24 protein-coding genes are annotated in these 26,600 nt (G+C 62.7%); 15 read left to right on the forward strand and 9 right to left on the reverse strand.

Annotated elements, in window-relative coordinates; genetic code table 11:
• Window positions 1-125 precede the first annotated feature (125 nt).
• The 4 genes from OKA05_RS26430 (at window position 126) to OKA05_RS26450 (ending at window position 4,029) form a co-directional block, all read left to right on the forward strand.
• Complete coding sequence (locus tag OKA05_RS26430) at window positions 126-1,133, forward strand: hypothetical protein (RefSeq protein ID WP_264490227.1); 1,008 nt, start codon at window positions 126-128, stop codon at window positions 1,131-1,133.
• On the forward strand, window positions 1,130-2,998 hold the full coding sequence (locus tag OKA05_RS26435) for a LamG-like jellyroll fold domain-containing protein (RefSeq protein WP_264490228.1): 1,869 nt from the start codon (window positions 1,130-1,132) through the stop codon (window positions 2,996-2,998). The genes OKA05_RS26430 and OKA05_RS26435 overlap by 4 nt, the downstream gene beginning before the upstream one ends.
• 123 nt (window positions 2,999-3,121) lie before the next feature.
• Window positions 3,122-3,490 carry a hypothetical protein gene (locus tag OKA05_RS26440; RefSeq protein ID WP_264490229.1) on the forward strand — a complete coding sequence of 123 codons (369 nt, stop codon included), beginning with the start codon at window positions 3,122-3,124 and terminating at the stop codon, window positions 3,488-3,490.
• A 371-nt stretch (window positions 3,491-3,861) separates the two neighbouring features.
• Window positions 3,862-4,029 (forward strand): hypothetical protein, encoded by a 168-nt coding sequence (locus OKA05_RS26450; RefSeq protein WP_264490230.1) that lies wholly within the window; start codon window positions 3,862-3,864, stop codon window positions 4,027-4,029.
• A gap of 229 nt (window positions 4,030-4,258) precedes the next feature.
• Here OKA05_RS26450 and OKA05_RS26455 read toward each other — a convergent pair whose 3' ends face one another.
• Both OKA05_RS26455 and OKA05_RS26460 read right to left on the reverse strand, forming a co-directional pair.
• Window positions 4,259-4,648 (reverse strand): hypothetical protein, encoded by a 390-nt coding sequence (locus OKA05_RS26455; protein ID WP_264490231.1) that lies wholly within the window; start codon window positions 4,646-4,648, stop codon window positions 4,259-4,261.
• A 181-nt stretch (window positions 4,649-4,829) separates the two neighbouring features.
• Window positions 4,830-5,753 (reverse strand): helix-turn-helix domain-containing protein, encoded by a 924-nt coding sequence (locus tag OKA05_RS26460; protein ID WP_264490232.1) that lies wholly within the window; start codon window positions 5,751-5,753, stop codon window positions 4,830-4,832.
• A 347-nt stretch (window positions 5,754-6,100) separates the two neighbouring features.
• Here OKA05_RS26460 and OKA05_RS26465 point away from each other — a divergent pair, with 347 nt between their 5' ends.
• From OKA05_RS26465 to ispF, 3 genes are all read left to right on the forward strand, one after another.
• A complete protein-coding gene (locus OKA05_RS26465; protein WP_264490233.1) occupies window positions 6,101-6,388 on the forward strand; it encodes a hypothetical protein in 288 nt (95 codons plus the stop codon).
• Between the two features lie 387 nt (window positions 6,389-6,775).
• On the forward strand, window positions 6,776-7,525 hold the full coding sequence (locus OKA05_RS26470) for an inositol monophosphatase family protein (protein ID WP_264490234.1): 750 nt from the start codon (window positions 6,776-6,778) through the stop codon (window positions 7,523-7,525).
• A gap of 112 nt (window positions 7,526-7,637) precedes the next feature.
• Window positions 7,638-8,102: a 2-C-methyl-D-erythritol 2,4-cyclodiphosphate synthase gene (gene ispF, locus OKA05_RS26475; protein WP_264490235.1), complete on the forward strand. Its 465-nt coding sequence runs from the start codon at window positions 7,638-7,640 to the stop codon at window positions 8,100-8,102.
• A gap of 122 nt (window positions 8,103-8,224) precedes the next feature.
• Here ispF and OKA05_RS26480 read toward each other — a convergent pair whose 3' ends face one another.
• On the reverse strand, window positions 8,225-10,561 hold the full coding sequence (locus OKA05_RS26480) for an AI-2E family transporter (protein ID WP_264490236.1): 2,337 nt from the start codon (window positions 10,559-10,561) through the stop codon (window positions 8,225-8,227).
• Between the two features lie 184 nt (window positions 10,562-10,745).
• Between OKA05_RS26480 and OKA05_RS26485 the strand changes: the two genes are divergently transcribed.
• Entirely contained in the window at window positions 10,746-11,012 is a 267-nt protein-coding gene (locus tag OKA05_RS26485; protein WP_264490237.1) for a hypothetical protein, read from the forward strand.
• Between the two features lie 83 nt (window positions 11,013-11,095).
• A complete protein-coding gene (locus tag OKA05_RS26490) occupies window positions 11,096-11,680 on the forward strand; it encodes an outer membrane protein (protein ID WP_264490238.1) in 585 nt (194 codons plus the stop codon).
• A gap of 159 nt (window positions 11,681-11,839) precedes the next feature.
• On the opposite strand, the gene OKA05_RS26495 is transcribed toward OKA05_RS26490, so the two are convergent.
• Complete coding sequence (locus tag OKA05_RS26495; protein WP_264490239.1) at window positions 11,840-12,574, reverse strand: HAD family hydrolase; 735 nt, start codon at window positions 12,572-12,574, stop codon at window positions 11,840-11,842.
• Between the two features lie 119 nt (window positions 12,575-12,693).
• On the opposite strand from OKA05_RS26495, the gene OKA05_RS26500 reads away from it, so the two are divergent.
• Window positions 12,694-14,154: a hypothetical protein gene (locus OKA05_RS26500; RefSeq protein WP_264490240.1), complete on the forward strand. Its 1,461-nt coding sequence runs from the start codon at window positions 12,694-12,696 to the stop codon at window positions 14,152-14,154.
• A gap of 207 nt (window positions 14,155-14,361) precedes the next feature.
• On the opposite strand, the gene OKA05_RS26505 is transcribed toward OKA05_RS26500, so the two are convergent.
• Window positions 14,362-15,297, reverse strand: a complete 936-nt coding sequence (locus OKA05_RS26505) for a DUF6807 domain-containing protein (protein ID WP_264490241.1) — start codon at window positions 15,295-15,297, stop codon at window positions 14,362-14,364.
• 140 nt (window positions 15,298-15,437) lie between these two features.
• Between OKA05_RS26505 and OKA05_RS26510 the strand changes: the two genes are divergently transcribed.
• Window positions 15,438-15,773, forward strand: coding sequence for a hypothetical protein (locus tag OKA05_RS26510; protein ID WP_264490242.1), 336 nt, complete (start codon window positions 15,438-15,440; stop codon window positions 15,771-15,773).
• Window positions 15,774-16,065: 292 nt separating this feature from the next.
• Window positions 16,066-18,978, forward strand: a complete 2,913-nt coding sequence (gene secA / locus OKA05_RS26515) for a preprotein translocase subunit SecA (protein ID WP_264490243.1) — start codon at window positions 16,066-16,068, stop codon at window positions 18,976-18,978.
• Window positions 18,979-19,141: 163 nt separating this feature from the next.
• On the opposite strand, the gene OKA05_RS26520 is transcribed toward secA, so the two are convergent.
• From OKA05_RS26520 to OKA05_RS26535, 4 genes are all read right to left on the reverse strand, one after another.
• Window positions 19,142-19,651 (reverse strand): PIN domain-containing protein, encoded by a 510-nt coding sequence (locus tag OKA05_RS26520; RefSeq protein ID WP_264490244.1) that lies wholly within the window; start codon window positions 19,649-19,651, stop codon window positions 19,142-19,144.
• Window positions 19,620-19,877, reverse strand: a complete 258-nt coding sequence (locus OKA05_RS26525; RefSeq protein ID WP_264490245.1) for a UPF0175 family protein — start codon at window positions 19,875-19,877, stop codon at window positions 19,620-19,622. Before OKA05_RS26525 ends, OKA05_RS26520 begins: the two co-directional genes overlap by 32 nt.
• A gap of 103 nt (window positions 19,878-19,980) precedes the next feature.
• Window positions 19,981-21,285: a DUF1501 domain-containing protein gene (locus OKA05_RS26530; RefSeq protein ID WP_264490246.1), complete on the reverse strand. Its 1,305-nt coding sequence runs from the start codon at window positions 21,283-21,285 to the stop codon at window positions 19,981-19,983.
• A 22-nt stretch (window positions 21,286-21,307) separates the two neighbouring features.
• Window positions 21,308-22,882 carry a DUF1800 domain-containing protein gene (locus OKA05_RS26535; RefSeq protein WP_264490247.1) on the reverse strand — a complete coding sequence of 525 codons (1,575 nt, stop codon included), beginning with the start codon at window positions 22,880-22,882 and terminating at the stop codon, window positions 21,308-21,310.
• A 122-nt stretch (window positions 22,883-23,004) separates the two neighbouring features.
• Between OKA05_RS26535 and OKA05_RS26540 the strand changes: the two genes are divergently transcribed.
• The 3 genes from OKA05_RS26540 (at window position 23,005) to OKA05_RS26550 (ending at window position 26,549) form a co-directional block, all read left to right on the forward strand.
• Window positions 23,005-24,456, forward strand: coding sequence for a sulfatase (locus OKA05_RS26540; RefSeq protein ID WP_264490248.1), 1,452 nt, complete (start codon window positions 23,005-23,007; stop codon window positions 24,454-24,456).
• 210 nt (window positions 24,457-24,666) lie between these two features.
• Window positions 24,667-26,352 (forward strand): arylsulfatase, encoded by a 1,686-nt coding sequence (locus OKA05_RS26545; protein ID WP_264490249.1) that lies wholly within the window; start codon window positions 24,667-24,669, stop codon window positions 26,350-26,352.
• Complete coding sequence (locus tag OKA05_RS26550) at window positions 26,319-26,549, forward strand: LamG-like jellyroll fold domain-containing protein (protein WP_319800670.1); 231 nt, start codon at window positions 26,319-26,321, stop codon at window positions 26,547-26,549. The genes OKA05_RS26545 and OKA05_RS26550 overlap by 34 nt, the downstream gene beginning before the upstream one ends.
• Window positions 26,550-26,600: the final 51 nt, after the last annotated feature.

Genomic DNA, 26,600 nt, shown 5'->3' on the forward strand with positions numbered 1-26,600 from the left:
CGGCTCCGTCGGTTGGCGAATACTCAAGGGAATACCGGGGTTTGGGCATTTCCACAGGAAACGCGGCAGCAATGCCAATGCATCACCGGGACGGCTCCCCTATCTGGGGATAACGCCATCTCTCGATGAAGCTCGTCGTCCCGGTATCTCCAGGCCTACACACCCGCTGGCTTCTCGCGCTGCCTCCCTTGGCAGCCGCTGCCGCTCTGGCGATCCTGTGGCTTGGCAAGGACGCGGGTCCCATTGAGCGAACTCCCGCTCAAGCCCAGCCCTCGGAACTGGATTGCATCGACCGGGAGATCGAGAGGATCGGCCAAGTACTACGAATCCCGGATGTCGCGCGGCGGAATCGTCAGGAAGCCGTGCTCGCAGCGGAGATTTCATCCGAGGACATCCCGGAAATCCTGAACCGCCTCTCCGACTCACGGCGCGGTTCCCTCTACGCCCAAATCCTTGCCGGCCGGTGGGCGGAAGCCGATCCCGTCGGCGCGGCGGCATGGATCGACACCCTGCCGGAAACGAAAAGCCGCAGGCACCTGATCGCGGCAGTCGCCGCCGGATGGGCCGCGCACGATGCCCCCGCCGCCATCGCCTGGGCCCGCCACTTTACGCTGCCAGCGGATCGCGAAGCCGCCCTCGCCAGACTGCCACGCGTCTTGGTTTCGCATCATCCGCTGCTCGCGCTGGAATTGGCGGACGAGTTGGATCGCGCCGACCTGACCCGCGAGTGCTTTCGCGACTGGGCCCACCGCGATCCCGCCAGCGCCGCACGCCATGCCCTGACCATCCCCGCATCACCCGAGCGGAGCAGCGCCCTTCTGGAAATCTCCCGCGAGTGGTCGAAGCAGGCACCCCTGGCCGCTGCGGAATTCGCGGTGGAAGCGATGAACGGCGGTGAAGACGCGGATCACCTCCTCCTCGCGGTCTTCTCCCACGCCGGGGTCAGCGACCTCCCAATGCTGCGGCAGTGGATCGACCGCTTCCCGCCGGACACTCTCAAGGACCTTTCCCAGGCCGAATTGACCCGCATCGAACGACTCCTTCCCACCTCGCCCGCCAATCTGCCGGGCGAAGACGAAGAAAACCGGACCCCGCTCGCGGAGTCCCATCCCGAAACCCGAAAAAACCAATGAACACCCCGCTCCGATCTACCGCCATCGCCCTGATGGCACTCGTCTCCCCCGTATTCGCCGCCGGCCCCGGTGCCGGCAATGACTTCGCTGGCAAGCGCGTCCTCATCATCGGCATCGATGGCCTCCGCCCGGATGCTATGATCGCCGCCAATACACCGAACATCGACGCCCTGATCGCACAAGGAGTGGTCACCCACAACGCCTATGCCGGCGGCGTCCTCGGCACCTCGACCCAACAGCCCACGATCAGCGGCCCCGGTTGGGGCTCGATCACGATCGGGGTGTGGACCGACAAGCACAAGATCGTGGACAACGGCTTCGCCGCCTACAAGAACTCCGTCTCCACCAACTACCCGCATTTCTTCAAGCGCATCAAGGCGGCCAAACCGAATTCCTACCTTTCCAGCATCGTCAGTTGGGGTGCCATCGAGGACTACCTCGTCTCGAAGGTGGCCTCCTCGGTGAACTACCACGTCAAGGCCACCGGCGCATCCTATCCCGACCGCGATCTCGATGTAAAAAACAAGGCCGTGGCCCACCTCGCCACGGCCAATCCCGATGTGCTGTTCCTGCACTTCGACCAGGTGGACGGAGCCGGCCACTCCACCGGCTTCAACATTTCCAACAGCTCCTACATCAATGCGATCCAAGCCGTGGATGGCCACATCGGCTCGGTGATGGCCGCCATCAATGCGCGCCCTCAGGCTGCGCAGGAGAAGTGGCTCGTCCTCCTCACTTCCGACCACGGTGGCAGCAGCACCAGCCATGGCGGCCAGTCGGATGGGGAGCGCACCATCAGCATGCTGGTCAGCGGCGGCAGCGTGAATGCCCCGCACCTGAGCACCGAGTCGCCCGGCCAAACCGCCGTGCCGCCCACCACGATGAAATACCTCGGCCTGCCGGTCACCGGATCGTGGGGCTGGGCGAGCCCCCCCTTCGGCCTGCCGCCGTATTTCTTCGCTGCCACCACCGGCAATTCCGTGGACCTGGACTGGGTGCTACCCGCCGGCGGCTTGCCCGGCCTCACCGGCTATCAGATCCGTCGCAATGGCGTGCTCATCGCGTCACCTGCTACCGGCGTGACCACCTTCACCGACACCCCCGGCGTCGGCACCCATGCCTATGAGATCACCTTCGTGGGAGCTTCGGAGATCCGCTCCGCCACCGCGAGCGTCGCCGGAAATCTGAATGACCAGCTCGTCCTCCACCTGCCCTTCGACAGCAGCGCACAGGACGCCTCCGGCAATGGCAATCACGGCACGATCAATGGCAGCCCGTCCTATGTCGCCGGCAAGAGCAGCCAGTGCCTGCAATTCACCGACACCACCAGTCCGCACCAGTATGTGAGCCTCGGCCAACCGGCCGCCCTTCAATTCGGCGCCACCGATAGCTTCACCGTTTCGGTGTGGGTGAATCATAGCGGCACCTTCCCTGACAATCGCCCTACCGGCAGCGCCAACGACCCTGCCATCCTCTCCAACAAGGACTGGAACAGCGGCACCAACACCGGCTGGTTCATCGGCGCGGGACCCGACGGCCGCTGGCAATGGAACGCCGGCGACGGCACCGACCGCGCCGACTACGACGGACCGGCCTCACAACTCAGTGACGGCAATTGGCACCAGCTCTGCGTCGTCCACGACCGCTCGACCAATCTGGCCCGCCTCTTCTACGATGGCTCGCTGGTCGCCACCCGCTCGCTGAGCGCGATCGGATCCCTGGATGCGGCCAAGCCAACCGCAGTCGCCACCGACGGCACCTTCGGCACCATCTGGCCGAATTGGTTCACCGGAAAAATCGACGAGGTGAAGATCTGGCGCCGCGCGCTCCTCGACAGCGAGGTCTCCACCGTCTTCCAACAATGACCTGTCTTCCGGGCGCGCCTTCCGTTCTTTCGAGGGCGCGCCCGCTTTTGGGTATGCTAGGTAATTCCAAACGGTGCCTCGGACTTGCTGCTGCCCCAAGGACTCCCAAGGATCCGGCACCGCATGACCCCGCGCCGCTTCATCCGCTGGAAATGCTTTTGGTTTGGAATCCTTGTCTTGGGGTTCCTTGGTTGGAGCTCGAGGATTTCTGGTCGGTTTACCACGGCCCTGGTAGTTCCGCCGGGTGTATCCATCGTTCGGCTGGAAAGAACGACGTATTTGAGCTGGGGAGGAACGGCTACGCAGGCGGGCTTCAAGCATGAGAAGCACCTGTTCACGCCCGCTGAATTGGAACAACATTGGAGCGCGGGCGCTCTAAAATTTGTGAAGGTCCACGACGCGGTGAGCATTCCGCTGGTTGCGCTTTTATGGGCCGCCTTTTTCGCCTGGCGCTGGAGACGACAAAGGAAACTAACAGAAACCAACGGATGACTCAGCGCTCGTTCTACCGTTGGAAATCCTCTTGGTATGGAATCCTTGTTTTCTTTGGTTCCTAGGTGGCACTAGCGGAGCAAAAAGCGGATAACCATCGTTAAATCAGGAGCAACAACTCGATCTGTTCGCCGACCGCACCTCGACGGCTTGCATGGCCTCCAACCAGTTGCGTCTCTGGCTGTCGACCTTCGCCTCCCTTGCTGCTGGCGCGGGCTGATTTGCCGTCACCGGAAGAACTGCGCGGAATTTTCGAACCCATGCGGAGCCCACCTAAGGTTCCTCGGGTAGGTTGCAAATGTTGGAAGGACCCTAGCGAAGGCGACCACTGCCTTTCCCGTGGTCCCGATTGAACACAGAACGACATGAACATGAAACGCTACCTTACCACCGCCCTGAAGATTTCGGGCCTCGGCATCTTCGGCCTGCTCGCCAGTTCCTGCGCCGACACCTCGTCCGGCAGCGGGACCCACCAAATGGGCCCTCCGGGCAAGGAACACCCGGTTCCCAATTCAGCCCACCCGAGCATGGCACGCTGACCGCCACTCAAAAAAGGGCCGCGGTCAGTACCGCGGCCCTTTTTCGTGCACGTGTTGTCGGGGCAGATTCGACGTTTCTTCGAAGGATGAGTTTCTGCTGGCAGGCATGGTATTGACTCACCATCCCCGGTGGCCTCCGCCTCCCGAGCACTTGACGTAAAAAACAAAGAACCCGCATGTGGAACTTGTCCACCTGCGGGCCTGGGGACTCAAACCGGACCAGTGGAAGTCACTTTTTGATCGGCACGACGAACATGCACGGTTTGCCATCGGCATTCACGTAGGTGACCTTCTTGGAGGTCGATCCTTTTCCTGCAGGGCCCGAACTCTTGATCGTGAACTTCTTCTTGCAGGAATCGCAGTGGACGCTGCCCCCGTCGTGACAAAGAGCCTCTCCTTCCTTGTCGTCGGCGGCTTCTTTCACTGTCATGGATTCGCACTCCATGCAGACCAAGGCATAGTGGTCGCCTTTCTTGAGCTTCTGGATTTCCTCTTGAGTGCCCGCCTTGTGGGATCCGAGGTGAATGGTGGTCCCTTTGCCCGGGGTCTCGGCGGACACGGTGCTGGTGAGACCGGCAGCAAACGCTGCGAGGATGAGGGATCTGAATGTGGATTTCATGGTGGTGGTTGGTTTCGGTTGCGGGTCCGTGGTCCTCGATTCGCCCCTGTCAGGGGGCGTCGAAGGATGAGCCGAGCGAGACCCGCTCATGGTCTCAACGTAGGACCGCACGAGAAAACCCGCTCTGCGTCCGTGAGGAAAAACTGCGCATTTTCTCGGAACGAACGGCTTGGCGCTGCCCTCAAATAGTGGTGTCTGCGGCGCGGAATTCCCGAGGGGAGCAACCCTCGACCCTTTTGAATGCGCGGTTGAACTGCGAGAGCGATTGGAAGCCCACGTCGAAGGCAATCTCGCTGATCCTCAAGTCCGGATTCTGGAGGAAATCCCGGGCTTTTCCGACGCGGACCCTGCTCACGTATTCGACGAAGTTGACGCCCGTCGCCTCGACGAATTTACCGCTGAAATAATTGGCACTCATGCCCGCTACAATGGCCACCGCGGCAAGCGAGATTTCGTCGCTACTATGCTGGTCGATGAAGAAACAAGCCTTCGAGATCTCCGGGCGCTCCGGCTTCTGCTGATTCAGGATAAGCAAGTTCCCGCAAGAGGCGAGGTTGTGCGCAAAGATGTCGATCAAATGAATCAGCGCCTCGTACTGACGGGGCGCGATCACCCGGCTATTGAACCAAGCTTCCTCTGCTACCTTCAGATCGACCTGAGATCCCCAGGCCGCGAGGATCCGCGCGATCGCCTCAAATTGAGACCGGTCGGGCTGATGGAGCAGGACTTGCCCGGTTTGGAGGAAGGCGATGAGGTTCTCGCCGATCCGCACCGGCACCGAGGTTTCGCAGAGTCCGGCGAAACCTTTGAGTGTTCTGGGAGCAAGCTGCGCTTCGCTCTCCACCTTTCGCTGCAAGTTGTAGGAGGCGGTGCACCATTGGGCGGTGTCCGCCATCAGCGTGCAGAATGGGTTCTCCTGCTTCCGAACATACCGGATCACGGTAAGCATTTCCGGAGCATGGAGCAGTAGCGGAAGGCCGGTCCCTGCCACGAATGCACGCTCGTAATCGCGGTAAACCTTCGACTCGGTCAGCAGCGTGACGACGCCCTTTTCCGCCCGCTTGACGCCTGCCGTGCGGGGTGGGGATTTGAGTGATTCTGTCATCATTCCGAGTGGATGGAGACCAAAGTCCAAAGCGACGGCGAGAGGGCGATTGGAGCCGTCAACCCAAACTCGACCCTACGGCCGGTGGGAAGAACCCCTAATGGTTTCTTTCACCAATCGCGTGGCCCTCGCGGGATGGGGCAACCCGAAGAAATGCGTACAATATTGGTGGGGACGCATAGCGGGAGATCGGGTGTTGCTTCAGATTCTTCAAGCAGGGTGTGGAAGAGTTCACCTGATGCGACCCAAGCACTCCGGTTGCTGGAGAGTCCAAGCACGAAGAAAGATCCAAGGGGAGACCCATCGCGGTCCGGCACCGTCAGAACGGGCAGGACGGCATCCCAACGATGAACAACCTGACCGTCGAGCTGAGCACCCCGGGTGGCCAGGTCTTCACCGCGATCGCGTCGTCCATCGACGTGCGAACGGAGGATGGCGGCATTCATGTCAACTCCGACGAAGGGAGCTTCTTGAACCTGATTCACGCGACCGAGATCACGCTCCGGACTGCCGAGGGCACTTACGTCTTCAGCTTGGAGAATGCGGTCGCTGGACTGAAAGGTCGCACCTTCACCGTCCTCGCGGAACGTATCCGCCGGATCGAACCGGGGGCTGCTTCTGAGCTTACACCGTGATGTCCGTCATCACCCAACGAGCAATGCACTCGCCGTCTCAATCCTCCGCTACCCGGGGCATGTTTCCCTCCGCCGGGGCTGTGTTGACGTTCGCTGCGGCGAAAGAACCATTCGAGACCATTCGGGTCAGGACGCGCATTTCAACAATGCCTCCAGCTGTCTTCATTACCCGATAGCCGCTCGGCACCGCTCTCGCCGTCGTTGCAGGCCAATAGCGCATCGCCGTCCCCGCTCATCCGCTCCAACGCGCTGACTGGATTCGCAGCAGGCTTTCCACCACACCGGATAGACCGCAGGTCGCTTCCCTCTCAGGCCGGAATCGGAATCCCACCACCCGCCCGCTTTCTCCCCTTGGCACCGCCGGTTCGGCACGCCACGCTCCGCCGCGTGACCGACCTCGAACTCACCGTCCACGCCGCCAAGGAAGCGGGCAAGCTGCTCAAAGCGAACTTCGGCCTGGAGGCCGCCGTCGACGAAGCCACCCACCACGACATCAAGCTCGCGCTCGACAAGGAGTCGCAGCAGCTCATCGAGGACATCCTGCTCGGCGCCCGCCCCGGCGATGCGCTCTACGGCGAGGAAGGCATGGGCGGCAATCCCGACAGCGACCGCGAGTGGATCGTCGATCCCATCGATGGCACGGTGAATTTCTACTACGGCATCCCCCACTTCTGCGTCTCCATCGCCCTGCGCGACAAGGGTGAGGTCACCGTCGGCGTGATCCATGATCCGATCGTTGGCGAGACCTGGACCGTCGAAAAAGGCGGCGTGCCGATGCACAATGGTCGGCCGATTTCCGTCAGCAAGCGCACCAAGCTCGAGGAGTGCGCTCTCTTCGTCGGCTGCGGCAAGGACGAGGAAGCCCTGCGCACCGGCCTGGAGCGTTTCCGTAAGGCCTCGCTGAAGGCCCGCAAGATGCGGATGATGGGCAGCGCCGCGCTCGGCATGGCCTACATCGCCAGCGGCCGGCTCGACGGCTACATCGAGTCCCGCATCTCCCTCTGGGACATCGCCGCCGGCAAGCTGCTCGTCGAAGCCGCGGGCGGCAAGGTCCTGCTCGAACCCTCCCCGGATCACCCCGATTCCTGGGCCATCGTCGCCACCAACGGCAAGATCCCGATTGAGGAGATTCTCTAAGTTGAGAGTCGAAAGTTGATGGTTGAGAGCAAAGTCAAAAGCCAAGGCCCCAGCCACACACTCTCAACTTCTTCCGCCTCTCAACTCTCAACCCCAAACTCTCAACTCTTCCATGATCGGCTTCGGCTACGACGTTCATCAATTCAAGGAAGGCCGCCCGCTCATCCTCGGCGGAGTGGAGATCCCGCATACCGAGGGGCTCGACGGCCATTCGGATGCGGACGTGCTGTGCCACGCGATTGCAGATGCGGTGCTGGGCTCGCTCGGCCTGCCGGACATCGGCCACTACTTCCCGCCCGGCGATCCCGCCTGCCTCAACATTTCCTCGCTCAAGATCCTGGAGAAGGCCGCCGCCCTCTGCCGCGAGCAAGGTTTCACGCTGGTGAACATCGACAGCACCCTCGTCGCCGAGGCCCCGAAGATCCTGCCGCACCGTGAGGCAATGAAAGCGAACATCGGCCGCGCCCTTGGCCTCGATCCGGCACGCGTCGGCATCAAGGCGACCACCAACGAGACCATGGGCTTCGTCGGCCGCCGCGAAGGCATCGCCGCGATGGCAGTGGCCCAGGTAAAATAAGGAGCAGCGACATTTCTGTCGCTGGCACATGAAGTTACGCGAGGCATACCACGGGGATTCTTCGAGTCGAAAACGGCCCTAGGAAACAGCAGTTGCACCACCCTTCCTTTCCTCGAAAATAGTCACCCAGTCACCTCCGCCAAGCGCTCGATCTCCTCCGCCACCTCCGCCGCGTTCGCTTTGAGCAGCCGGCTTTCCTGCGGGGTCAGCGACCGCGGCTCGGTGTCCATCAGACAAAGCGCGCCGATCGTCTGCCCGTTGGCCATGCGGATCGGCGCACCCGCATAGAAGCGGATGTGGTGCTCGACCACCATTGGGTTCTTCGCGAAACGGCGGTCGCGCTTTAGATCCTTGATCACCACCAGCCCATCCGCGGCGATCACATGCCCACAAATCGAAAGATCGCGCGGCGTGCCCCCTTCTTCCACTAGCTGCTCCGGCAACCCGCTGTGGGACTTGAACCACTGCCGGTCGCGATCCACCAGCGTGATCGCGGTCATCGGCACGTCGAAGACCCGCGCCAGCTTGGCGGTCACATGATCGAGCACGGGTTCTCGCTCTGTATTGACCAGACCGAGGCGATCCAAGGTGATCAACCGCTCGTCCTCATCTTCGGGAAGCGAAGCCGGCACGGTTTCCTTCGCCAGGGTGGACGAGACGCGCCCCGCATATTCGATCAACTCGGCGATCTCCGTGAAGACCTCGTCCGCGCCGGCTTCCCTCAGTGCACTCGCCTCGCTCTCGGACATCTCGTCCTCCTTTCCCCACAGACCCACGGCCAGCTTCACGTCCGGGAAGGCGTTCCGCACCTTGCGGCACAGCGTGCGCGCATGGCCGGATGCTGAAGGTGCAACAACCGACACGCACACCAGATCCGGCTGACTGCGCTTCAGGGCCTCGATCAATTCGCTAACCACGCGCCGCGCGGGCAACTGCTCCGCTTCGAAGCCCTCCTGCCGCAGCACATGCACCAGCATGCTGCCCGCCATCTCATCCCGCTCGGCACGCGCCGCCAGACAGCAGACGTGGCATTCCACTGCAGGCGGCTGCTCCCCTTCCGCTCCAAGCGCCGGCCGCTCGGCCAGTTCCTCCACCAGGTCGCCCATCGCATGGATGATCTGGTCGCGTTGCTCCCGGTCGATCGATGCCATCTGGTGGTCGCGTTCCGCGGCAATCATCACCGGGATCAGCACCGTGTCATAGAGTTCCACCAGCGGCTTGGTCTTGAGGAAGGAATCCGCTAGTTCAATCTCGTCGTGTTCACCGCGCCGCAGCAGCCGCTGGTAACAATCGTCCGCCGGCGTGAGCGCCTCCTCTTCCCCCAGCATCACGCTGAAAAAGGAAAGCTGCGGGATATGCCGGCCCATCACCACCAAGCAAACGGTGAAGGGAGTCGAAAGCACCAGGCCGGGCGTCCCCCACATCCATGTCCAGAATACCGCCGCCACGATCAGCGCCACCGGCGAGACCCCGGTGCTGGCGCCGTAGAGCCACGGCTCGAGCACGTTATTGCTCACCAGTTCCAGCACGACAAACAGTCCGATCGTCAGCAGCGGCGTGTGCCAGTCCGGCGACACCGCCAGTGACAGCAGCACGGGAAAGACCGCCGCGATCCACGGGCCGATGTACGGGATGAATCGTAGCCCGGCGGCCAGCGCGCCCCACAACACCGCATTGGGCACGCCGATGAAATACAAGCCGATCGCCAGCGGAATCCCGTAGGTCACATTCACCACCAGCAGCATCAGCAGGTATTTCCGCACGCGGGTGCCCGCTTCATCGAAAGCCTTGGTGGTGGCACTGATACGTCCTTGCCCGATCAGCCGCAGCAGCCGTCCCCGCAGGTCTTCCCGCTTCAGCAGCATGAACGTCGTCAGCAGCAAAACCAAGGCCGCCGTTCCCAACGGGCCGGCGATCTGCCCCACCATGGTTTGCACGGTTTTTATTGGTCCACCTTCCGTCGGCCCCTCCACCACTTCTACCGGCATCGGGTCGCTAGTCGTGGGAGCTTCGCCGGAGGACTCATCCCCCTGCTTGCCCGGCAGCTCCTTTTTCAGGTCGTCCAATGTTTCGTTAAGCCGGCTGAGCACCCCGCCCGTGGGAGTCTGGAAGGAGCGCAACTTCGTGCGGATGTTTTCCTTATAACCCGGCAATTGGCCCGCAAGATCCACCGCTTGGCTGCCGATCATCCACCCTAGGGAGATCGTCGCCGCCAAGATCAGGGTCATCGCGGCAAGCACCGCCGTCACATTCCCCACCCACCGCTGCACCTTGTTCACCAGTGGGGTCAGCAGGAAGGTGATCAGCGCCGCCAACGCGAGCGGTATTAAAAATTCGCGGCCGAAATACAGTCCCGCCAGCAAGGCGGACGTCAGGCATACCGCAAAGATCCCCGACAGCGAATCGGCGGCGGGGCGGCGTTTATGGGGCGGGAGGCGGACAGTGCCGGTGGATGCCATGGGAGCGGGTATGATTTCCTTTTGCAGATTCGGGGCCGATTTCGCGAGGCCCTGTGGCTGGGGATTTCCCGGCATAACCCCATCGTTCCCAAGATGGAATGCACGACGCACGATGACCGGTAATGCATTATGCATCAGTCGCACTGACCTTGCGGTGTCACCTTTCTGCCGCTACGCAGAGCCCGTGTTTCCCGGCAAACCGGACCGCCCGTATTTCGAAAGCTGGCTGAGGCGCACCCGCAAGCAGCTCGCGGGCAGCGGCCGGCTCAGCGAAATCGCGCTTATCCTGTCCCGGGATGATGGCCGGACTCTTCAGGACTGGAGCACCTATCTGCGGGAGGTCCTTGAAAAGGAGGTCACTCCCTCGCTCGACCTGCTCACGAAAATCGACGCCATCCTCGCCAAGCCGGTGCGCTCGAAAGCGCCGCTCGAAACACCGCCCCTCTTCTGAGAGCTTGCTAAGATAAATTAATTATCAATCTTTTTAAAATTTCCCTTGCCCATGATCGCAGCTCATCGGAGAATACTTCCGACATGAAGCACTTTTCTTCACTTGCGATCGCGCTCTGCCTCGCCTCCACCGCCGCTCAAGCCGGTGAGCCGGCAGCAGCTCCTTCCTCCTATTCCCCGGCTCCCAGCAGCGGTCCGCTCTGGAGCTGGTTCGTCGGCGGTTCCGCTGGCTACTTCTTCGATGCCGAGGAAGCCTATTACACCCTCCACTTCGGCGCCAAGATCGCCGAAACCGGGTCGGTGACGCACTCGCTCTTCGTGGAAGGCCTCTACACCGAAGTGGACAGCCTCGCCGGCGTCGTCAACACCGACATCATCCCGGTCACGCTGAACTACAAGGCGGACATCGCCATCAACGAGCGGTTCTCCTTCTATGCCGGTCTCGGCCTCGGTGGCGCGTTCATCGATTCCAGCGCTGGTGCCTTCAGCGATGACTCCGTGGAGCTCGCCGGCCAGATCTTCGCCGGCCTCGGCTACGATGTGACCGAGAACTTCGAGATCTACGGCGGTGGCCGCTGGCTCTGGGTGGACGACAGCTCCGTCGGCCCGATTTCCATCGAAGTCGGCGACGACGTGGGTGCCGAGCTCGGCCTCCGCTTCAAGTTCTGATCTGATTTGACCCTTCTTTCGATACAGCACAGCCAAGGCCTTCCGGTTCACGCCGGAAGGCCTTTTCTTTGGTGGAGGACTGGGAGCGCGGAATTCATTCCGCCCGTAAGTCCGGATTCCCGATCTACCTAGGCGGAATGAACTCCGCGCTCCCAGTTTTCACAGCCCCGTGACCCGTCGCAGCACCTCGCGGGCATGCCCTGCCTTCCCGCTCCATGGCTTCGCCGGGCGCTGGATCTCCCAGCCGCGCGCTTCCCCGATCGCCGTAAGCTTGGGTGAAGGATTTACCAAGGTATTCTCCTCGCAACATTCCAGCATCGGCAGGTCCGCCGAGCTGTCGGAGTAGCCATGGCTGCGCGGCCACACTCCCTCGGGAGGCGCACCGATGATCTCCGAGAGTCGTCGTACTTTCTCGGCACCCTTGTGATTGCGCAGTTCCGGCAAGAGCGGCATCGCACCCAGCCATTCGACCGGCGTGCCCAGCGCGAGGTCGAAGCCGAGCACCCGCCCCACCTCCTTCGCATAAAATTCCGGGCTCGCCGAAGCCAGCACCGTCAGGTGCCCCGCATCGCGATGGCGCTGCAGCTTCTCCAGCATCACCTCATAGCACCGTGCTGGGAAAAACTCCGCGACGAAATCCCTCGCCCAGCCCTCGATCTTCGCATGATCCGCGCGCCAGAGGTAGCTCAGGAAGACCCGCTTCATCCCCTCGTCGCCGAGGATCTTCGCGGCCGGCACGAACGCGGCGAAGAAGCCGAGATACGCCCGCCTCCAACCCTCGCGCCTCACCACGTGATCGCAGAACAGCATCTGCGTGTCCCAGGCGATCAGGGTGCCGTCGAGATCGAACAAGGCCAGCCCCCGCTCCATCTTTTCCCGCATTTCCTCCGTCACGCCCGGAGCTTCCCCCCGCCCTCTCCCCAGCGTCAAGCGCGCCCGGCCGCAGGAATTTTCCGCAGCGATTGAATAAATCATCCGCCCGGCCCGACCAACACCGGCCCCCTCTTCCGGCCATGAAATCGCTACCCCTCTTCGTGCTGCTTTCCGCCTCGCTGCCATCGATCTCCCAGGCAGCGGAAAAGACCCGCTCCCCAGAGGATCACGAGATCGTGATCGGAAAGGAACTGCTCATCACCGCACTGGAAGTGGTGAATGCACCCGAAGCGACTTACCCGGGGCCATGGTCGTTCGGCCACCTGATGGACGAGGCCCTCGGCGACAAGGTCTCCCAAAAGGCCGTCGCTACCTGGCTGGAAGCTTGGGCGAAGGGTTTACCGGAATCACCCACTTCCACCACTGGTCCCCCGCCAAGGGAAGCGCTTGAGCAGCGCTTGATCGCCCCATGGCGGCTGCGCGATGGCCACGTCCCCGGCAGCGGCGAGTGGCTGCCGGATTTCTCGCACGCGCCCTTCCGTCTGCTGGCGATCGTCAACCGCATGGACCTCGGCGAGCACGCGCTCCCGACCACTCCTGCTGCCACCACCGGATTCCCCGGCTCGCCCGGTTATAATGGTGGATCGGGCGCCGATTCCTTGGCTGGCCGGGAAGCCGGGGAGGCCCGGCTGGTCTTCGCGGCCGTGGACCCCAGCGGGCAGCCCTTGCCCGGCGGCACCACCATCATCCTGGAATACGGGCTGGATGCTCCCTCCACCGCTCGTGGAAGGACTCGCGACTGGGCCCTCGCATGGCACCACCTCGGAACGCAGCCAGCCTTCGATGACGCTTACCGAGCCGACCTCGTCCAAGTCACCCGCCTATTCACCGACCGGCGGCTGGGCACGAGGGCACCCGGCGAGGAACCGAATTCCGACGTGCTCAAACGCCTCGCCGACGCAGGCGCGGTCCTAACTCCGCAACTGCTGCGGATCCGCGTCAACGACGGTGCCTTCGGCGAAGTCCGCGAATTCCGTGAGTTCCATCCCGCGAGCGGCAAGCTCGTCCCCGCGAGGTTGCCCGGCACTCCGGAAGACTCGTCCTTCGAGAAAGGCAGCGCCGACAATCGCTCGCTCGCGGCTTGGATCGCCAAACAGCGCGTCGCCCCGGCCTCGCAAAGCGAAAACCCGCGCGCGGCGAAGACGGAAATCCCGCCCTCGTTCTCCTTCCCCGGCGCGGGGACCACCGTGGCAAGGGTCCTCAACAATGATCCCGACTTCCACTGGGACGGCTGGGGCTTGCGCGATGGCGAGCTACGCCGGGCCTTCTCGATGCAAACCTGCTGTGGCTGCCATTGCGGCGATACCTCCACCGCCTTCTTTCACATCGCGCCGGCCTCGTCCGAGTCGGAGGCGACGCTCTCGAAGTTCCTGCGCACCGACGGCAGCCGCTGGCGTCCGAAGGACCCCGCGAATGGCAGGGGCTTCCTGTCCTCGGAGATGGAAGACCGGAAAAAGCTCCTCGAAAGCGTCCTGGACCAGACCCTGGGCAACCGCCAGTTGAAGCAACTCCGCGAGATCCGCAATGGCCGCTTTCACTAGAGCGCTCTGCTTTAACACGTAGCCGCCCAAGCCTCGTTCGGCCTAAGAAATTGAACCGCGAAAGAACGCGAAAATGCGCGAAATTTGAAGAAGGAGAATCTCTTCCAGCCTTTAGATTTCGCGCATTTTCGCGTGATTTCGCGGTTCCCTTGAAACTCCCGCCTCGGTCGAAAAGCTGGATCCTTTGACCGAGAATCCGCTCCAACCTCACTTCACCGTAGCATATTCCTCCGAGGCTTTCTGAAGCGCGGCCGCATCGGGCTCGCCGTCGGCGACGATCAGCCGGTAGCGGGCGACGTAAGGTTTCCCCGGCTCGATCGACATCGCGCCACCCTGCTGCGGGGCGTAGCAGAAAAACGGCTCGGTGGGATGCACCCGGATCGGTTGCGGCGAACGGAAGTTCGAGGGATGGCAAAGGATCGCCACGCCGCAGGTTTTGCCATCCACCTTGCCGCCGACCCAGCACCACGGCTCCTTGGCGGTGTTCACCTTCAGCCGGTCGGTGAGGCCGGACGCGGTCAGGAACTGGGCATTCCCCGCGCCGTCCCAAGCGCGATTCCCGCGCAGGCCGAGGCCACCGTAGTGATACTCAGGCAGTTTCAGCGGGGATTCGCCCGCGCAGGTTTGGGTGATGGTGAGGTCGATGATGTTCCTCTTCCCGTCAGTTGAAACCGCGACGTCCCATGTTTCCAAAAGCGCGACCTTCTCGGGCTTCGCCGTCATGTCGATGAACTGATGCTTGGCCGTGAAGCCGGAGCCATCGCGATTCTTCCCTTCCACCAGCGCCACGAAATCCACCCGGCCCTTGCCATCGCCCATGTTCCAGAAGTCCGTCGACCGGCCCTCGAACTCCGCCTTGGTCCAAGGCGACCACACCCCGTGATGATGCACGTGATTCGGCGGAAAATCGTCCGTCACCAGCTTCCCGGAGGGCGTGTGGATCGACTGGATATAGCCGCCCCGCTTGAAAATTTCCTTGATGTCCTTGCGCGGGAATTCGCCGGGCTCCGCCTGATAGCGCAGGATCTCCTTGTCGCCGGCACGGGCGATCAACTGCTTGCCCTCGCGGGCGATGGAGACGTTTTGCGCGGCGGCGGGAAGCACCGCAGCCACCAGCGCGACAAGAAAAGACAAGGGTTTCATGGTTGCTACGCTTTACGAAGTGACGGCCGCTGACATCTCAAAATGCCCGCCGACCTGTGTCATTCAATCGTTTGACAAATCGCCATTCTCCCTGACCCTGCACCCGTCGCGCCGCTCCGGTGGCACGGCGAACTCTCCCGATGAACGCCGAAGAGGACAAGCTGACCCCAAGCACATGGATCCCATGGATCGTGGCGATGGCGGTCGTGTTTGGCTGGGGCACCTTCGCTCCCGACCATCTGGGAGCCCGAAGGGAGAAGTCACCGGACGGGATCGGCATGGTTCATCAGACCGATGAGCTACCCGCCCCGGGCATCACGCCCCACCCGCTCACCGGCTTGCTGCCGGATGTTTTCGGCGGCCACTTTTGGAGTGCGCCGACGGTAATCCTGAGCATTGAGGTCCTCCGCGAGATCCCCACCATCGGTTTCCGCCGGGAGGGTATCCAAGGACGGGCTCCGCCTTCGTTGGCTTGATCGGAATCCGGCACGCGGACCTTTCGCGAAGACTTGCCCGAACGGGCGAGTGCCTTGCCGGCATGTCACACCTACCGCTCAGCTGATCCCGTTTGGATCGCGGCGGTTTCCCCTGCCCTCTGACGGAACTTCTGGTTCCGCGAGGACAAGACACGCCCATCCCTCTTACGGGCATGGGCAACATTCCAATCAAGTCCGATCCGATGATCTCTTTCCCGACCATTCCAACGACGTCTTCCACCGCGGCTCCACAGAGCCCGCTCCGTTTCACCTCCAACCTCTCCTTCCTCCCATGATCAAGTGGCTCTTTCCAAAACTCCTGGGCGGCAAGGATGAACGCGAACTCCATCGCCTCCGCCCGACCGTCTCCCGCATCAATGAGATCGAGGAGCAGTTCCAGCGCGAGCCGGTCGCGAAGCTCCATGAGCTGACCAACTCCTGGCGCGAGCACCTTTCCCGCTATCATCCCCTCGAAGCGCCGACCAAGGTCCAGCTTGAGCTGATGACCCAGGCCGAGCTCCAGACGGTGGCCGACTCCATCAGCGCACGATTCGCGCTTCTCGCCCGCGAGTTCTCGCTGCCATCGTTCGTCCGGCCCGAGGTCGCCTCGATCGAAAGCGCCAAGTCCGCCTTCCATGCGGTCGAGTCCGACTTCAGCAAGCCGCGCTCGAAGTATCTCGAAAAGATCCTGCCCGAGGCCTGCGCCGTGGTGAAGAACGCGGCCCGCCGCCTCTGCGGCACCGAGGTCCTCGTCAGCGGCCAGCCGCAGCGCTGGAATATGGTCCACTTCGATGTCCAGCTCCTCGGCGGCGTCGCCATCCATCGCGGGATGATCGCGGAGATGCAGACGGGCGAGGGCAAGACCCTCGTCGGCACCATTCCGGTCTTCCTCAATGCGCTGACCGGCCTCGGAGTCCACCTCGTCACGGTCAATGACTACCTGGCCCAGCGCGACTCGGAGTGGATGGGCGCGCTCTACCGCTCGCTCGGCATCTCCGTCGGCTGCCTGCTGAACCAGATGCCCCCGCACCAGCGCCGCGAGCAATACGCCTGCGACATCACCTACGGGACGAATTCCGAATTCGGCTTCGACTACCTGCGCGACAATGGCATGGCCACCACGAAGGACGAGCAGGTCCAGCGCGGCCACTACTTCGCGGTCATCGATGAAGTGGACTCCGTACTCATCGACGAAGCGCGCACGCCGCTCATCATCACCGGACCCTCGCCCGATTCCTCGCAGATCTTTGAGCAGCAGAATGCGGACGTGGAGAAGCTCGTGAAACGCCAGACCGAGCTCTGCAATCAACTCGCCACCGAGGCGAAGAAGCTGCTGGATTCCGGCAAGAGCAAGGACGCCGGACTGGTGCTGCTCAAGCTCAAGCTCGGCCAGCCGCGCAATCGCCAGTTCCTGCGCCTGATGGAGAATCCGGAGCACCGGCGCTTGCTGGAGGGCACCGAGCTCACCTTCTTCCGCCAGATGTTCCAGAAGGATCTCCTCAAGCTGAAGGAGGAGCTCTTCTTCGCCGTGGATGAGAGAACCCGCGAGGCGGACCTGATGGAGAAGGGCCGGCGCTTCCTCTCACCGGATGACCCGGACTGCTTCACCATCCCCGACACCAGCGCCCAGCTCAGCGCCATCGAGGCCAATCCGAATCTCGACCCCGAGAAGAAGGCCATCGCCACGACCGCCGTGCTGAAGCGCCGCGAGGAACAGGCGCTCCGCGTCCACGCCATCAACCAGCTCCTCAAGGCCCACTGCCTCCACGAGCGCGATGTCCACTACGTCGTTCGCGATGGCAAGATCACCATCGTGGACGAGAGCACCGGTCGCGAAATGGAGGGCCGCCGTTGGTCGGATGGCCTGCACCAGGCCGTCGAGGCGAAGGAGCGCGTGAAGATCGAGCGCGAGAACCGCACCTACGCGACCATCACCATCCAGAACTACTTCCGCCTTTATGAGAAGCTGGCAGGCATGACCGGCACCGCCTCCACCGAGGCCGCCGAGTTCCACGACATCTACAAGCTCGACGTGCTGCCAATCCCGACCAACGCGCCGAACCAGCGGGTGGACGACAATGACCAGATCTTCAAGACCCGCCGCGAGAAGTACAACGCGGTGATCTCACGGATCGAGGCCGCCCACACCAAGGGCCAGCCGGTCCTCGTCGGCACCGCTTCCGTGGAAGCCTCCGAGACCGTCTCGCGCATGCTCAAGCGGGCGAAGATTCCGCACACCGTGCTCAACGCGAAGTTCCACGATCAGGAAGCCGAGATCGTCGCGCTCGCCGGTGAAAAGGGCGCCGTGACCGTGGCCACCAACATGGCCGGCCGCGGCACCGACATCAAACTCGGCGATGGCGTCGGCGAACTCGGCGGCCTCTTCATCATCGGCACCGAGCGCCATTTCTCCCGCCGCGTGGACCGGCAGCTCCGCGGCCGTTGCTCCCGCCAGGGCGACCCGGGCCGCGCCCAATTCTTCGTCTCGCTGGAAGACGACCTCATGCGCAATCACGCCTCGCCCGCGCAGATGGCGTCGATGATCGAGCGGGACGGCAAGGGTTCCTCGCTCGGCAAGCTCGTCGAGACCGCCCAGACCACGCTGGAACAACGCGACTACAAGAGCCGCAAGCGCGTCCTCGACTTCGATGACGTGATGAACCTCCAGCGCGAGATCGTTTACGAGTACCGCAACGATGTCCTCGGCACCGGCGACATGCGCCGCCTGGTCCACGAGATCATTTCGGAATGCGTTACCGCCCGGGTGCAGGAGCACCTTTCGGAATGTGACCCGCATGATCCGGATCACGCACCGCTGCTGAACTGGCTTCGCCAAACGCTGAACGTGGAGCTCTCTGAAGAGGAACTCTCCACCACCGGCATCGAGCGGCTTGTCCCGCTCATCGTGAAGAAAGCGCGCGACACCTACGACAACCGCCTCAACGCCTTGCCCGCGGAATTGGTCGAACGCGAGGAGCGCATGATCGTCATCTCCTCGATCGACGGCTACTGGCAAGAACACCTCCGCGACATGGACGAACTGCGCGAAGGCGTTTACCTCCGAGCCCAAGGCCAGAAGGATCCGCTCGTCGAATACAAGAACGAGGCCTACGAACTCTTCGTCTCGCTGATGGGCTCCATCAAGCAGCAGGCCTTGTTAGGGCTCCTGCGCTTCTCGACCGCAGTTGAGGCCGCTCGTAGCTGACCGCATTTTGGAAGCTCCACTGGGAGCGCGGAATTTATTCCGCACGAGGGACCTTGTAGCCCTTGCGCGGAGTTCATTCGGCGCTCCCGGTCGATCACCCGATCACGCCCATCTTCGAGAAATCCCCGCGCAGCACTGGCTTCACTGGAGTCTTCAGCTTCGGTTATTCGGCCTCCCCCAGATCCCTCCCAATCGCCGCTACAATGTGATCCGAGACCCGGAACCTCGCCACACGCCGCAGATCGGCGATTGCTTCCAGAGCGCGACTTATTTTTCCGCGCCGTTTGGCCCAGACGATCATGCCGATCACGCCAATGATGCGGAGGCCAAGTTCCTTCGCCACGCGACGAGCGTCTCCGTCATCGACGATGAGCCATTCCGCATTGCGGGAAAGTGCCAGTAAGATCGCCTCGGTTTCTCCCGCGTGCAGCTTCTCGCATTCACGCGGTGGCGGGGTAGCGGGAGCTTCAGTCACTTGGAGCCACCCGGCGGCTCGCGCCTCTTCCAGAGAATTCCATGCCGCATCATCGCCGATCTCGATGAGTTCTTTCCAAACTCCGTCGGGGACGATCACTGTCTCCCAACGTTCCCTCAACCAGACTAGCCACCCCACCTTCGTCATCGCAGAGAGGGGCGAAGTATCACTCACCACACATACCCGCGGCGAGGTCATCTTTCCAGTCTTCCGGGTTATAGCGGATCGGGATTTCCCGGCGGCCAAGCTCGTGATCGAAATTCAAACGTCCGAGCCCCGCCAGATCCGAGGCCTGCGCATGCGTCAGGCGTCCCGTCGCAAACATGCCGCACGCCAGCTCCAATAAAACATGGCGCCCACGCTCCGCATCGTCCTGCGGCAACACTGCCGCAAGTCCGTCAGGGATCTCCAACACCATCTTCATGGCCACAGGCTAGCATCCAAGGCACCGTCCGGCAACGCGCTTCATGGTCGCGTTGGTAAGCCGCTCCCATCAAGGAATCCTGGCACCCTGAACTTCCGGTCGATCACCCAATCACGCCCATCTTCGAGAAATCCCCGCGCAACACCGGTTTCGCTGGCGTCTTCAGCCAGCCCTCGAGCACCGAAGCATACACGCCGCGGAAATCGACGCTGTGCTTCAGATCGCCCTGGTCAAGATCGGTGAGGCTCGGATAGCTGCCGAAAAGCCCGCCCTTCACAGCATCACCCGCGAGGAACATGCACGAAGCCCGTCCGTGGTCGGTGCCCGCGCTGGCGTTCTCGGAAACGCGGCGCCCAAACTCGGAGAAGGTCATCAGCACCACCCTCTTGTCATTCCCCTGCGCCTTGAGATCCGCAAAGAACGACTTCAGCGCGCGATCCAACTGGCCGAGCAGGCGATCGTGCGAGTTCACCTGCTGGTTGTGGGTGTCGAAGCCACCGTGGCTCACGTAATAGACCCGGGTAGGCATGCCACCCGCAATCAACCGCGAAACCATGTTCAGGCTGCGCGAGATCGGCGTGCCTTCGTAGTTCACCTTGGTCTTATACTTCGCCGCGAGTTCGAGGATCTTGGCCGAGCTGACCCGGGCATCCATCGCCACGCGTTCGAGGAAGGCAAGATTGCCCTCGCCCTCAATGCCGCCGACCTTGCCACCGGCCGGCATGTCGATCGACGCGCCATCCACCGGGTTGTCGTCGTCTTCCGGAGAATTGAGCGAGGCGAAGAACTCCTCCGCCTGCGCCTTCTCCCCGCCTCCGTGGATCCAGCGGTAAAGCTCGGGCGAACTCAGGCACACGCCGGGATTCTTTGCCGCACCGAAGGACTCGGGCTGCGTCTTGTTCAAGCTGATCCCGACCGTCGGGTCGGCACCGGAGCAGGCATTGTCGAAGTAGCGACCGATCCACCCCGTGCTGGAGCGATTCTGCGTGTCCGCCGTTTCCCAAATCGAGGTGGAGACAAAGTGCGAGCGATTCGGGTTCGGATAGCCGACGCCTTGCACCACGCCAAGGTTGCCCTCCTTGAACAAGCTGCCGAGGTAGGGCATCGAGTCATTGAGGCCGACGTGGTCGCTTAGCTTGAGGATCTCCTTCTCCTTCTTCCCCAGCCGCGGGCGGGCCTTGTAATAGGCATCGTCTGCGTAGGGTACCAGCGTGTTGAGGCCATCGTTGCCACCGGCGAGCTGAAGTACGACGAGGATCGTACCATCTTTCCCGGTCACCGCCTGGGTGGCCAGATCCTTGGCACCCATGTGGAGGTCGGCGAAGGTGCGCTCGACGAACATCGGAACGGTCCAAGTGGCCGAGGCACCAAGGATCGTGGAGCGGAGGAATTCACGTCGCGTTTTCATCGGAGAAAATTAGGTAAGGGATTCAGTCGAGCTGGTAGTGCGGGGTGCTCATCATGAGGTGGCAGAGCTCGCCCACCTCCTTGTTGGTGAAGACCGCGCCCTTCTTGGACACGGCGTATTCGATGAAGGCGCCGCGCTCCTTGACGCCGAGCGGGGCTTGGAAAAAGCGCTCCACCAGCGAGTCCACGAGCTTCGCGGGATCCTCGCGCAGCGACCGCGGGGCGATCTTTTCGTAATCGGGACCGGCCCAATTCTGCTGGGCGCGTTCGCGTTGGTTGGACACCCGCATCTGCTTGCGGTCCTTTTCTTTCTCCATCTCCATGTCCATATCCATCATCTCGCCGCCGCCATCATTGTCGTTGGCCGCGAGCTTCGAGGACTCCTGGGAGCCCTTGGTGATGAAGCCGGCCACATTGTAGCGGGTCAGCAGCGTGTTGGTGTTGATCCAAGCCTTGCCCCAGTCCCAGCCGGCCACATTCGGCGGCATGAAGAGCACTTGCCCGAGCTGCTGCTGGGCACTGACCGCATAGCCTTGGGGCGGGTTCTCGAGTTCCAGTTCCTTGAGCATCTGCACCAGGAATTGGATCGGACTCTTGATCTGGTTGCGGACGATCTTGTCCGAGTAGAAGGCCTTCGAGCGGAAGATCTCGCGCAACAGCGGCTCGACCTTGAAATCCGCGTCCTTGAACGATTTCGCCAGCGCCTCGACGCCTTCCTGCGGCGGATCTTCGGCCGCAAAGTATTCCCACAGCTTCCGCGGCAAGTAGCGCGCGGCGGCATCTTGCTCGAATAGCAGGTCGATCACGCCATCGCCGTCGAACTTGCCGGTCTTGCCAAAGATCGTCTTCTCGCCGCCGTCCCACTGGCGCTTGTTGTGGACGACGGTGCCGTTGAGGCGGTTGAGACTGTAGCCGCTGAAAGCACGCGCGGCTTCCTTGATGTCCTGCTCGGCGTAGTTCCCCTCGCCGAGCGTGAAGAGTTCCATCACCTCGCGGGCGAAGTTCTCGTTCGGCATCCCCTTCTTCGAGGTCTGCGTGTCGAGGTAGAGGACCATCGCCGGATCCATCAGGATGGCGTGGGTCAGCTCCTTGAACGAACCCGTGGCGTGGTGGCGGAACAGTTCATTCTGCATCACCAGCAGCACCGGCTGCTTCACCTTCTGGATCGAGGTGGCGAAATGGTCGTGCCAGAACAGCACCATCTTCTCCCTCAGCGGAGCCTCCGTCTTCAGCATCCGGCGGAACCACCAGCCCTGCGCCTCGATGCCGTGCTGCCGGTTCGTGCGCTGCTGCTTCTGGTTGAATTCGCGGCGAAACCTTTCCGCCTCCTCTGCAGACATCTCGCGGGAGGCCCGGCGGACCTCCTGGAATTGCTGCTGCCGCGCCTTCATGTCGGCCACCGCCTGCTCTCGGTTCGCCCATGCGGGGAGAGAAAAAGCGTCCACGGGCTCGGTCGGCTTGAGCAAGCTTTCGACAGCCTGGTATCGGCCGAGCGCGTGGAAGCTCTCGATATCTTTCGGTGAGCCACCGAAACCCGCGCGACGAAGCAGGTGCGCGGCTTCCTGGATCGTCCACTGGTCGGATGCGGCGGGTAACATGGCGGAGGAAAAACGGGTTGCGTGGGAAGGAACCATCCTCGCACCGTTCGGGTTGCGGAACATCGTGAAGGTTTGGAATTTTCCCGTAGTTTTCCTGCGCTCGAATGCGTATCGGCGACCCCATGAAGCGACTTTTCCTCTGCCTCGTCCTGTGCGGCATCGCCGCCGCCGCGGATCGGCCCAACGTGCTGGTATTCATCGTGGACGACATGGGCTGGCAGGACACCTCGGTGCCTTTTCACCACGATGCGGAGGGCAAGCCGGTCGTCTCCGTCCTCAACCGCCGCTACCGCACGCCGAACATGGAAAAACTCGCGGCGCAGGGGATGAAATTCACCCGCGCCTACGCCCACCCGGTCTGCACGCCCTCGCGCATCACCCTCATGACCGGCAAGAACGCCGCGCGCCACCATGTCACAAATTGGACGAACCCCGCTGGGACCGAAAACAGCGACAATGATGTGAAGCACCTGCGCTCACCCGAGGGCTGGGGCGTTAAAGGCATCTCCCCGGACGAGACCGCCTTGCCCAGCCTGCTCAAGCAAGCCGGCTATCGCACCATCCACTGCGGCAAGGCGCACTTCGGCAGCAAGGGAGCCTTCGGCCAATACCCGCAGGCCGTCGGCTTCGACATCAACATCGCCGGCAACGAGATCGGCCACCCGGCGTCCTACTTCGCCAAACAGAACTTCGGCAAGGGCTCGAACCACGTCACCGGCCTGGAGAAGTGGCACGGCAAGGATGAGTTCCTCACCGAGGTCCTAACCCGCGAGCTCGGCGAGGTCCTCGAGACCTCGGTGAAGGAAAAGAAGCCATTCTTCGCCTACATGGCGCACTACGCGGTCCACAGTCCGTTCAACGAGGATCCCCGCTTCTCCGCGAACTACCCCGACCTGCCACCGCCGCAGCGCGCCTACGCGACCCTGATCGAGGGCATGGACCGCTCGCTCGGCGACTTGCTCGCGAAGCTCGACACGCTCGGCGTTGCCGAAAACACCCTGGTGATCTTCCTTTCCGACAATGGCGGCGACGCCCCGATCCCCAACAACAACGCCAACCCGGTCGTCTCCGGCAATGCCCCCATCCGCGGGAAGAAAGGCATGCGCTACGAAGGCGGCATCCGCGTGCCCATGATCGCCGCGTGGGCGAAGCAGGGGCCGGGCAACGCCTTCCCCATCCCCGCCGCCTCGCACACCAGCGATTTGGTCGCCCTCGCCGATATCTTCCCCACCGTCACCAACCTTGCAGGCGTCACGAACGCCAAGCCATGGGACGGCCACGACCTGCTGCCCTACTTGAAAGGCGACCCCTCCTATCATCGCCCGCAGTGGCTGGTGACCCATTACCCGCACGGCCACAACAACGACCACTACTCCATCTTCCACGAGGGCCCGTGGAAGCTGATCCGCAACTGGGCCGACGGTTCATCCGAACTCTACAACCTCGCCAGCGACCTCGCCGAATCCAAGAACCTCGCCGCGGAACAACCCGACCGGACCAAGGCCATGGCAGCCAAACTCGACCAGCGGCTCAATGAATACGGCGCGCTCCGTTCCAAGGTCGTAGGCCCGTAACGAGCCCCCATCCACCGGAAGCTCATCCCACGGCCGCAACTCAAGCTGTAAGTAGTCCCGGCTTCAGCCGGACCGAAGCCAGTGAGAAGCCCGCATTGCCCGCGTGCCCAACCTTTCCTGGAGTTCGGACGACCCCCTCATCCTGGTCCGTCCCCCCTTTCGAAAAAAATTCCGTAATACCCCGCGGGCCTCGGTCATTTACCAGTGACCATGCCCCGTAATGCCCTTCTTCTCGCCGCCCTCTCGGCACTCTCCTTTGCCAGCCCGGCATTGGCCGACGCTCCCCGGCCGAACGTCATCTTCATCCTGTGCGATGACATGGGCTGGGGCGACCTCGGCGTGTTCTACCAGAACTCCCGTACTTCGACCCAGAAGTTCGCCACCCCGAAGCTCGATGCCTTCGCTAATGACGGCCTCCAGCTCCGCCGCCACTACGCCCCGGCCCCGGTCTGTGCACCCTCACGCGCATCGCTGATCCTCGGCGTCCACCAAGGTCACGCGAACATCCGCAACAACCAGTTCGACCAGACGCTCGACGACAACCACACGCTCGGCACCGTGATGAAGAGCGCGGGCTACGCCACCGCCTGCATCGGCAAATGGGGCCTGCAAGGCCCGGGCACGCCGGTCAATCAGCCGAGCCATCCCTCGAAGCGCGGCTTCGATTACTTCTTCGGCTACCTCGCCCACCTTTCGGCGCACAACCACTACCCGGAAGAACTGACCGGCGTAGATAATCAGGGCCAGCCGAACGGCTTCTTCGACAACACCACCAAAATCACCGCGCAGCTCGGCAAGTGCTACTCGACCGATCTGATCACCGCGCGGGCGAAGAAGTGGATCGCCGACCAGCACACCGCCAGCCCGGCCCAGCCCTTCTTCCTCTACCTGACCTACGCCGCGCCGCACGCCCAGCTCGATGTGCCGACCCAGCCCTACCCCGCGGGCGATGGCCTCGACGGCGGCATGCAGTGGACTGGCACGCCCGGCGCCATGATCAATACCGCCAGCGGCACCATCAACTCGTGGATCCATCCCGACTACGCCAGCCAGGCCGGCTGGAGCGATGTCGCGAAACGCCACGCGACCATGATGCGGCGGATCGATGATGCCGTGGGCGACCTGACCGCGACGCTGGACGAACTCGGCATCGACGATAACACGCTGGTCGTTTTCACCTCTGACAATGGCCCGGCGAACGAAGCTGGCTCCGGCGGCAGCTACACCCACGACCCGCGCTTCTTCGATTCGTATGGCCCGCTGGAAGGCATCAAGCGCGACACCTTGGAAGGCGGCATCCGCGTGCCAGCGCTGGTCCGCTGGCCCGCCCACATCACCGCCGGCGGCATCTCGCAGACGCCAGCGCAATTCCACGATTGGCTCCCGACCTTCGCTGAAGTCGCGGGCGTACCTCAGCCGGAGCGCGCGGATGGCGTCTCGCTGGTTCCCTCGCTGACGGGCACCGGCACCCAGCGGCCTTCCACCGTCTATGTGGAGTATTCCATTGCCGTCAACACGCCGAACTGGCCCACCGTTTTCCCGAACCACGCCAACGAACCGCGCAACGAGATGCAGGTGCTCTTCATGAATGGCTACAAGGGCATCCGCACCAACGTCGCCTCGCATGCGGACAACTTCCGCATCTACAACACCCTGGCCGACCCGGCCGAATCAACCAACCTCACCGGACAACCGGGCGTGCCAACGCAACAGCAGTTCAAGGACAAAGTCCTTCAACTCCGCCGCACCAGTCCCTCCTCCGCGCGAAGTTACATCGATGGCCAGCCGGTGCCACCGGTCCCGTCGCCTGCGTCTTCACGGGCGGCGAGAAATCCGATGTCGCCAGCGAGGTCCGCCACTACATCGATGGCCGCTTGGAAGCCACCACCGCGGTGAAGCCGCATCGTGTGGAAACCCTGGTCACCGGCGACAAGGCGCTCCCTCTCTCCTTCGGTCGCCGCCTCGATCCGGATACGAATTTCCGCACCTTCCGCGGGGAGATGGACGAGATCTACGTCTTTCCCTGCGCGCTCACGCCGGAGCAGATCGAGCGGCTGCACTCAGAGAACCAGCCGCCGGCGCTGCGGCGGTGACAGGATTGTCACCACGGGCATCCCGGTTTCTTGACGTTCACGGAGCGACTC

This window comes from Luteolibacter arcticus (genome assembly GCF_025950235.1).
Taxonomy (GTDB): domain Bacteria; phylum Verrucomicrobiota; class Verrucomicrobiia; order Verrucomicrobiales; family Akkermansiaceae; genus Haloferula; species Haloferula arctica.

What these genes read in the sequence shown, in the direction of transcription:
- ispF (WP_264490235.1), top strand. Translation starts at nt 7,638, where the DNA reads ATGATCGGCTTCGGCTACGACGTTCATCAATTCAAGGAAGGCCGCCCG.
- OKA05_RS26520 (WP_264490244.1), bottom strand. Translation starts at nt 19,651, where the DNA reads ATGACCTCGCCGCGGGTATGTGTGGTGAGTGATACTTCGCCCCTCTCT.
- OKA05_RS26465 (WP_264490233.1), top strand. Translation starts at nt 6,101, where the DNA reads ATGAACAACCTGACCGTCGAGCTGAGCACCCCGGGTGGCCAGGTCTTC.
- OKA05_RS26535 (WP_264490247.1), bottom strand. Translation starts at nt 22,882, where the DNA reads ATGTTACCCGCCGCATCCGACCAGTGGACGATCCAGGAAGCCGCGCAC.
- OKA05_RS26545 (WP_264490249.1), top strand. Translation starts at nt 24,667, where the DNA reads ATGCCCCGTAATGCCCTTCTTCTCGCCGCCCTCTCGGCACTCTCCTTT.
- OKA05_RS26490 (WP_264490238.1), top strand. Translation starts at nt 11,096, where the DNA reads ATGAAGCACTTTTCTTCACTTGCGATCGCGCTCTGCCTCGCCTCCACC.
- OKA05_RS26480 (WP_264490236.1), bottom strand. Translation starts at nt 10,561, where the DNA reads ATGGCATCCACCGGCACTGTCCGCCTCCCGCCCCATAAACGCCGCCCC.
- OKA05_RS26435 (WP_264490228.1), top strand. Translation starts at nt 1,130, where the DNA reads ATGAACACCCCGCTCCGATCTACCGCCATCGCCCTGATGGCACTCGTC.
- OKA05_RS26430 (WP_264490227.1), top strand. Translation starts at nt 126, where the DNA reads ATGAAGCTCGTCGTCCCGGTATCTCCAGGCCTACACACCCGCTGGCTT.
- OKA05_RS26540 (WP_264490248.1), top strand. Translation starts at nt 23,005, where the DNA reads ATGAAGCGACTTTTCCTCTGCCTCGTCCTGTGCGGCATCGCCGCCGCC.
- OKA05_RS26510 (WP_264490242.1), top strand. Translation starts at nt 15,438, where the DNA reads ATGAACGCCGAAGAGGACAAGCTGACCCCAAGCACATGGATCCCATGG.
- OKA05_RS26500 (WP_264490240.1), top strand. Translation starts at nt 12,694, where the DNA reads ATGAAATCGCTACCCCTCTTCGTGCTGCTTTCCGCCTCGCTGCCATCG.
- OKA05_RS26440 (WP_264490229.1), top strand. Translation starts at nt 3,122, where the DNA reads ATGACCCCGCGCCGCTTCATCCGCTGGAAATGCTTTTGGTTTGGAATC.
- OKA05_RS26505 (WP_264490241.1), bottom strand. Translation starts at nt 15,297, where the DNA reads ATGAAACCCTTGTCTTTTCTTGTCGCGCTGGTGGCTGCGGTGCTTCCC.
- OKA05_RS26460 (WP_264490232.1), bottom strand. Translation starts at nt 5,753, where the DNA reads ATGACAGAATCACTCAAATCCCCACCCCGCACGGCAGGCGTCAAGCGG.
- OKA05_RS26525 (WP_264490245.1), bottom strand. Translation starts at nt 19,877, where the DNA reads ATGAAGATGGTGTTGGAGATCCCTGACGGACTTGCGGCAGTGTTGCCG.
- OKA05_RS26530 (WP_264490246.1), bottom strand. Translation starts at nt 21,285, where the DNA reads ATGAAAACGCGACGTGAATTCCTCCGCTCCACGATCCTTGGTGCCTCG.
- OKA05_RS26450 (WP_264490230.1), top strand. Translation starts at nt 3,862, where the DNA reads ATGAAACGCTACCTTACCACCGCCCTGAAGATTTCGGGCCTCGGCATC.
- secA (WP_264490243.1), top strand. Translation starts at nt 16,066, where the DNA reads ATGATCAAGTGGCTCTTTCCAAAACTCCTGGGCGGCAAGGATGAACGC.
- OKA05_RS26455 (WP_264490231.1), bottom strand. Translation starts at nt 4,648, where the DNA reads ATGAAATCCACATTCAGATCCCTCATCCTCGCAGCGTTTGCTGCCGGT.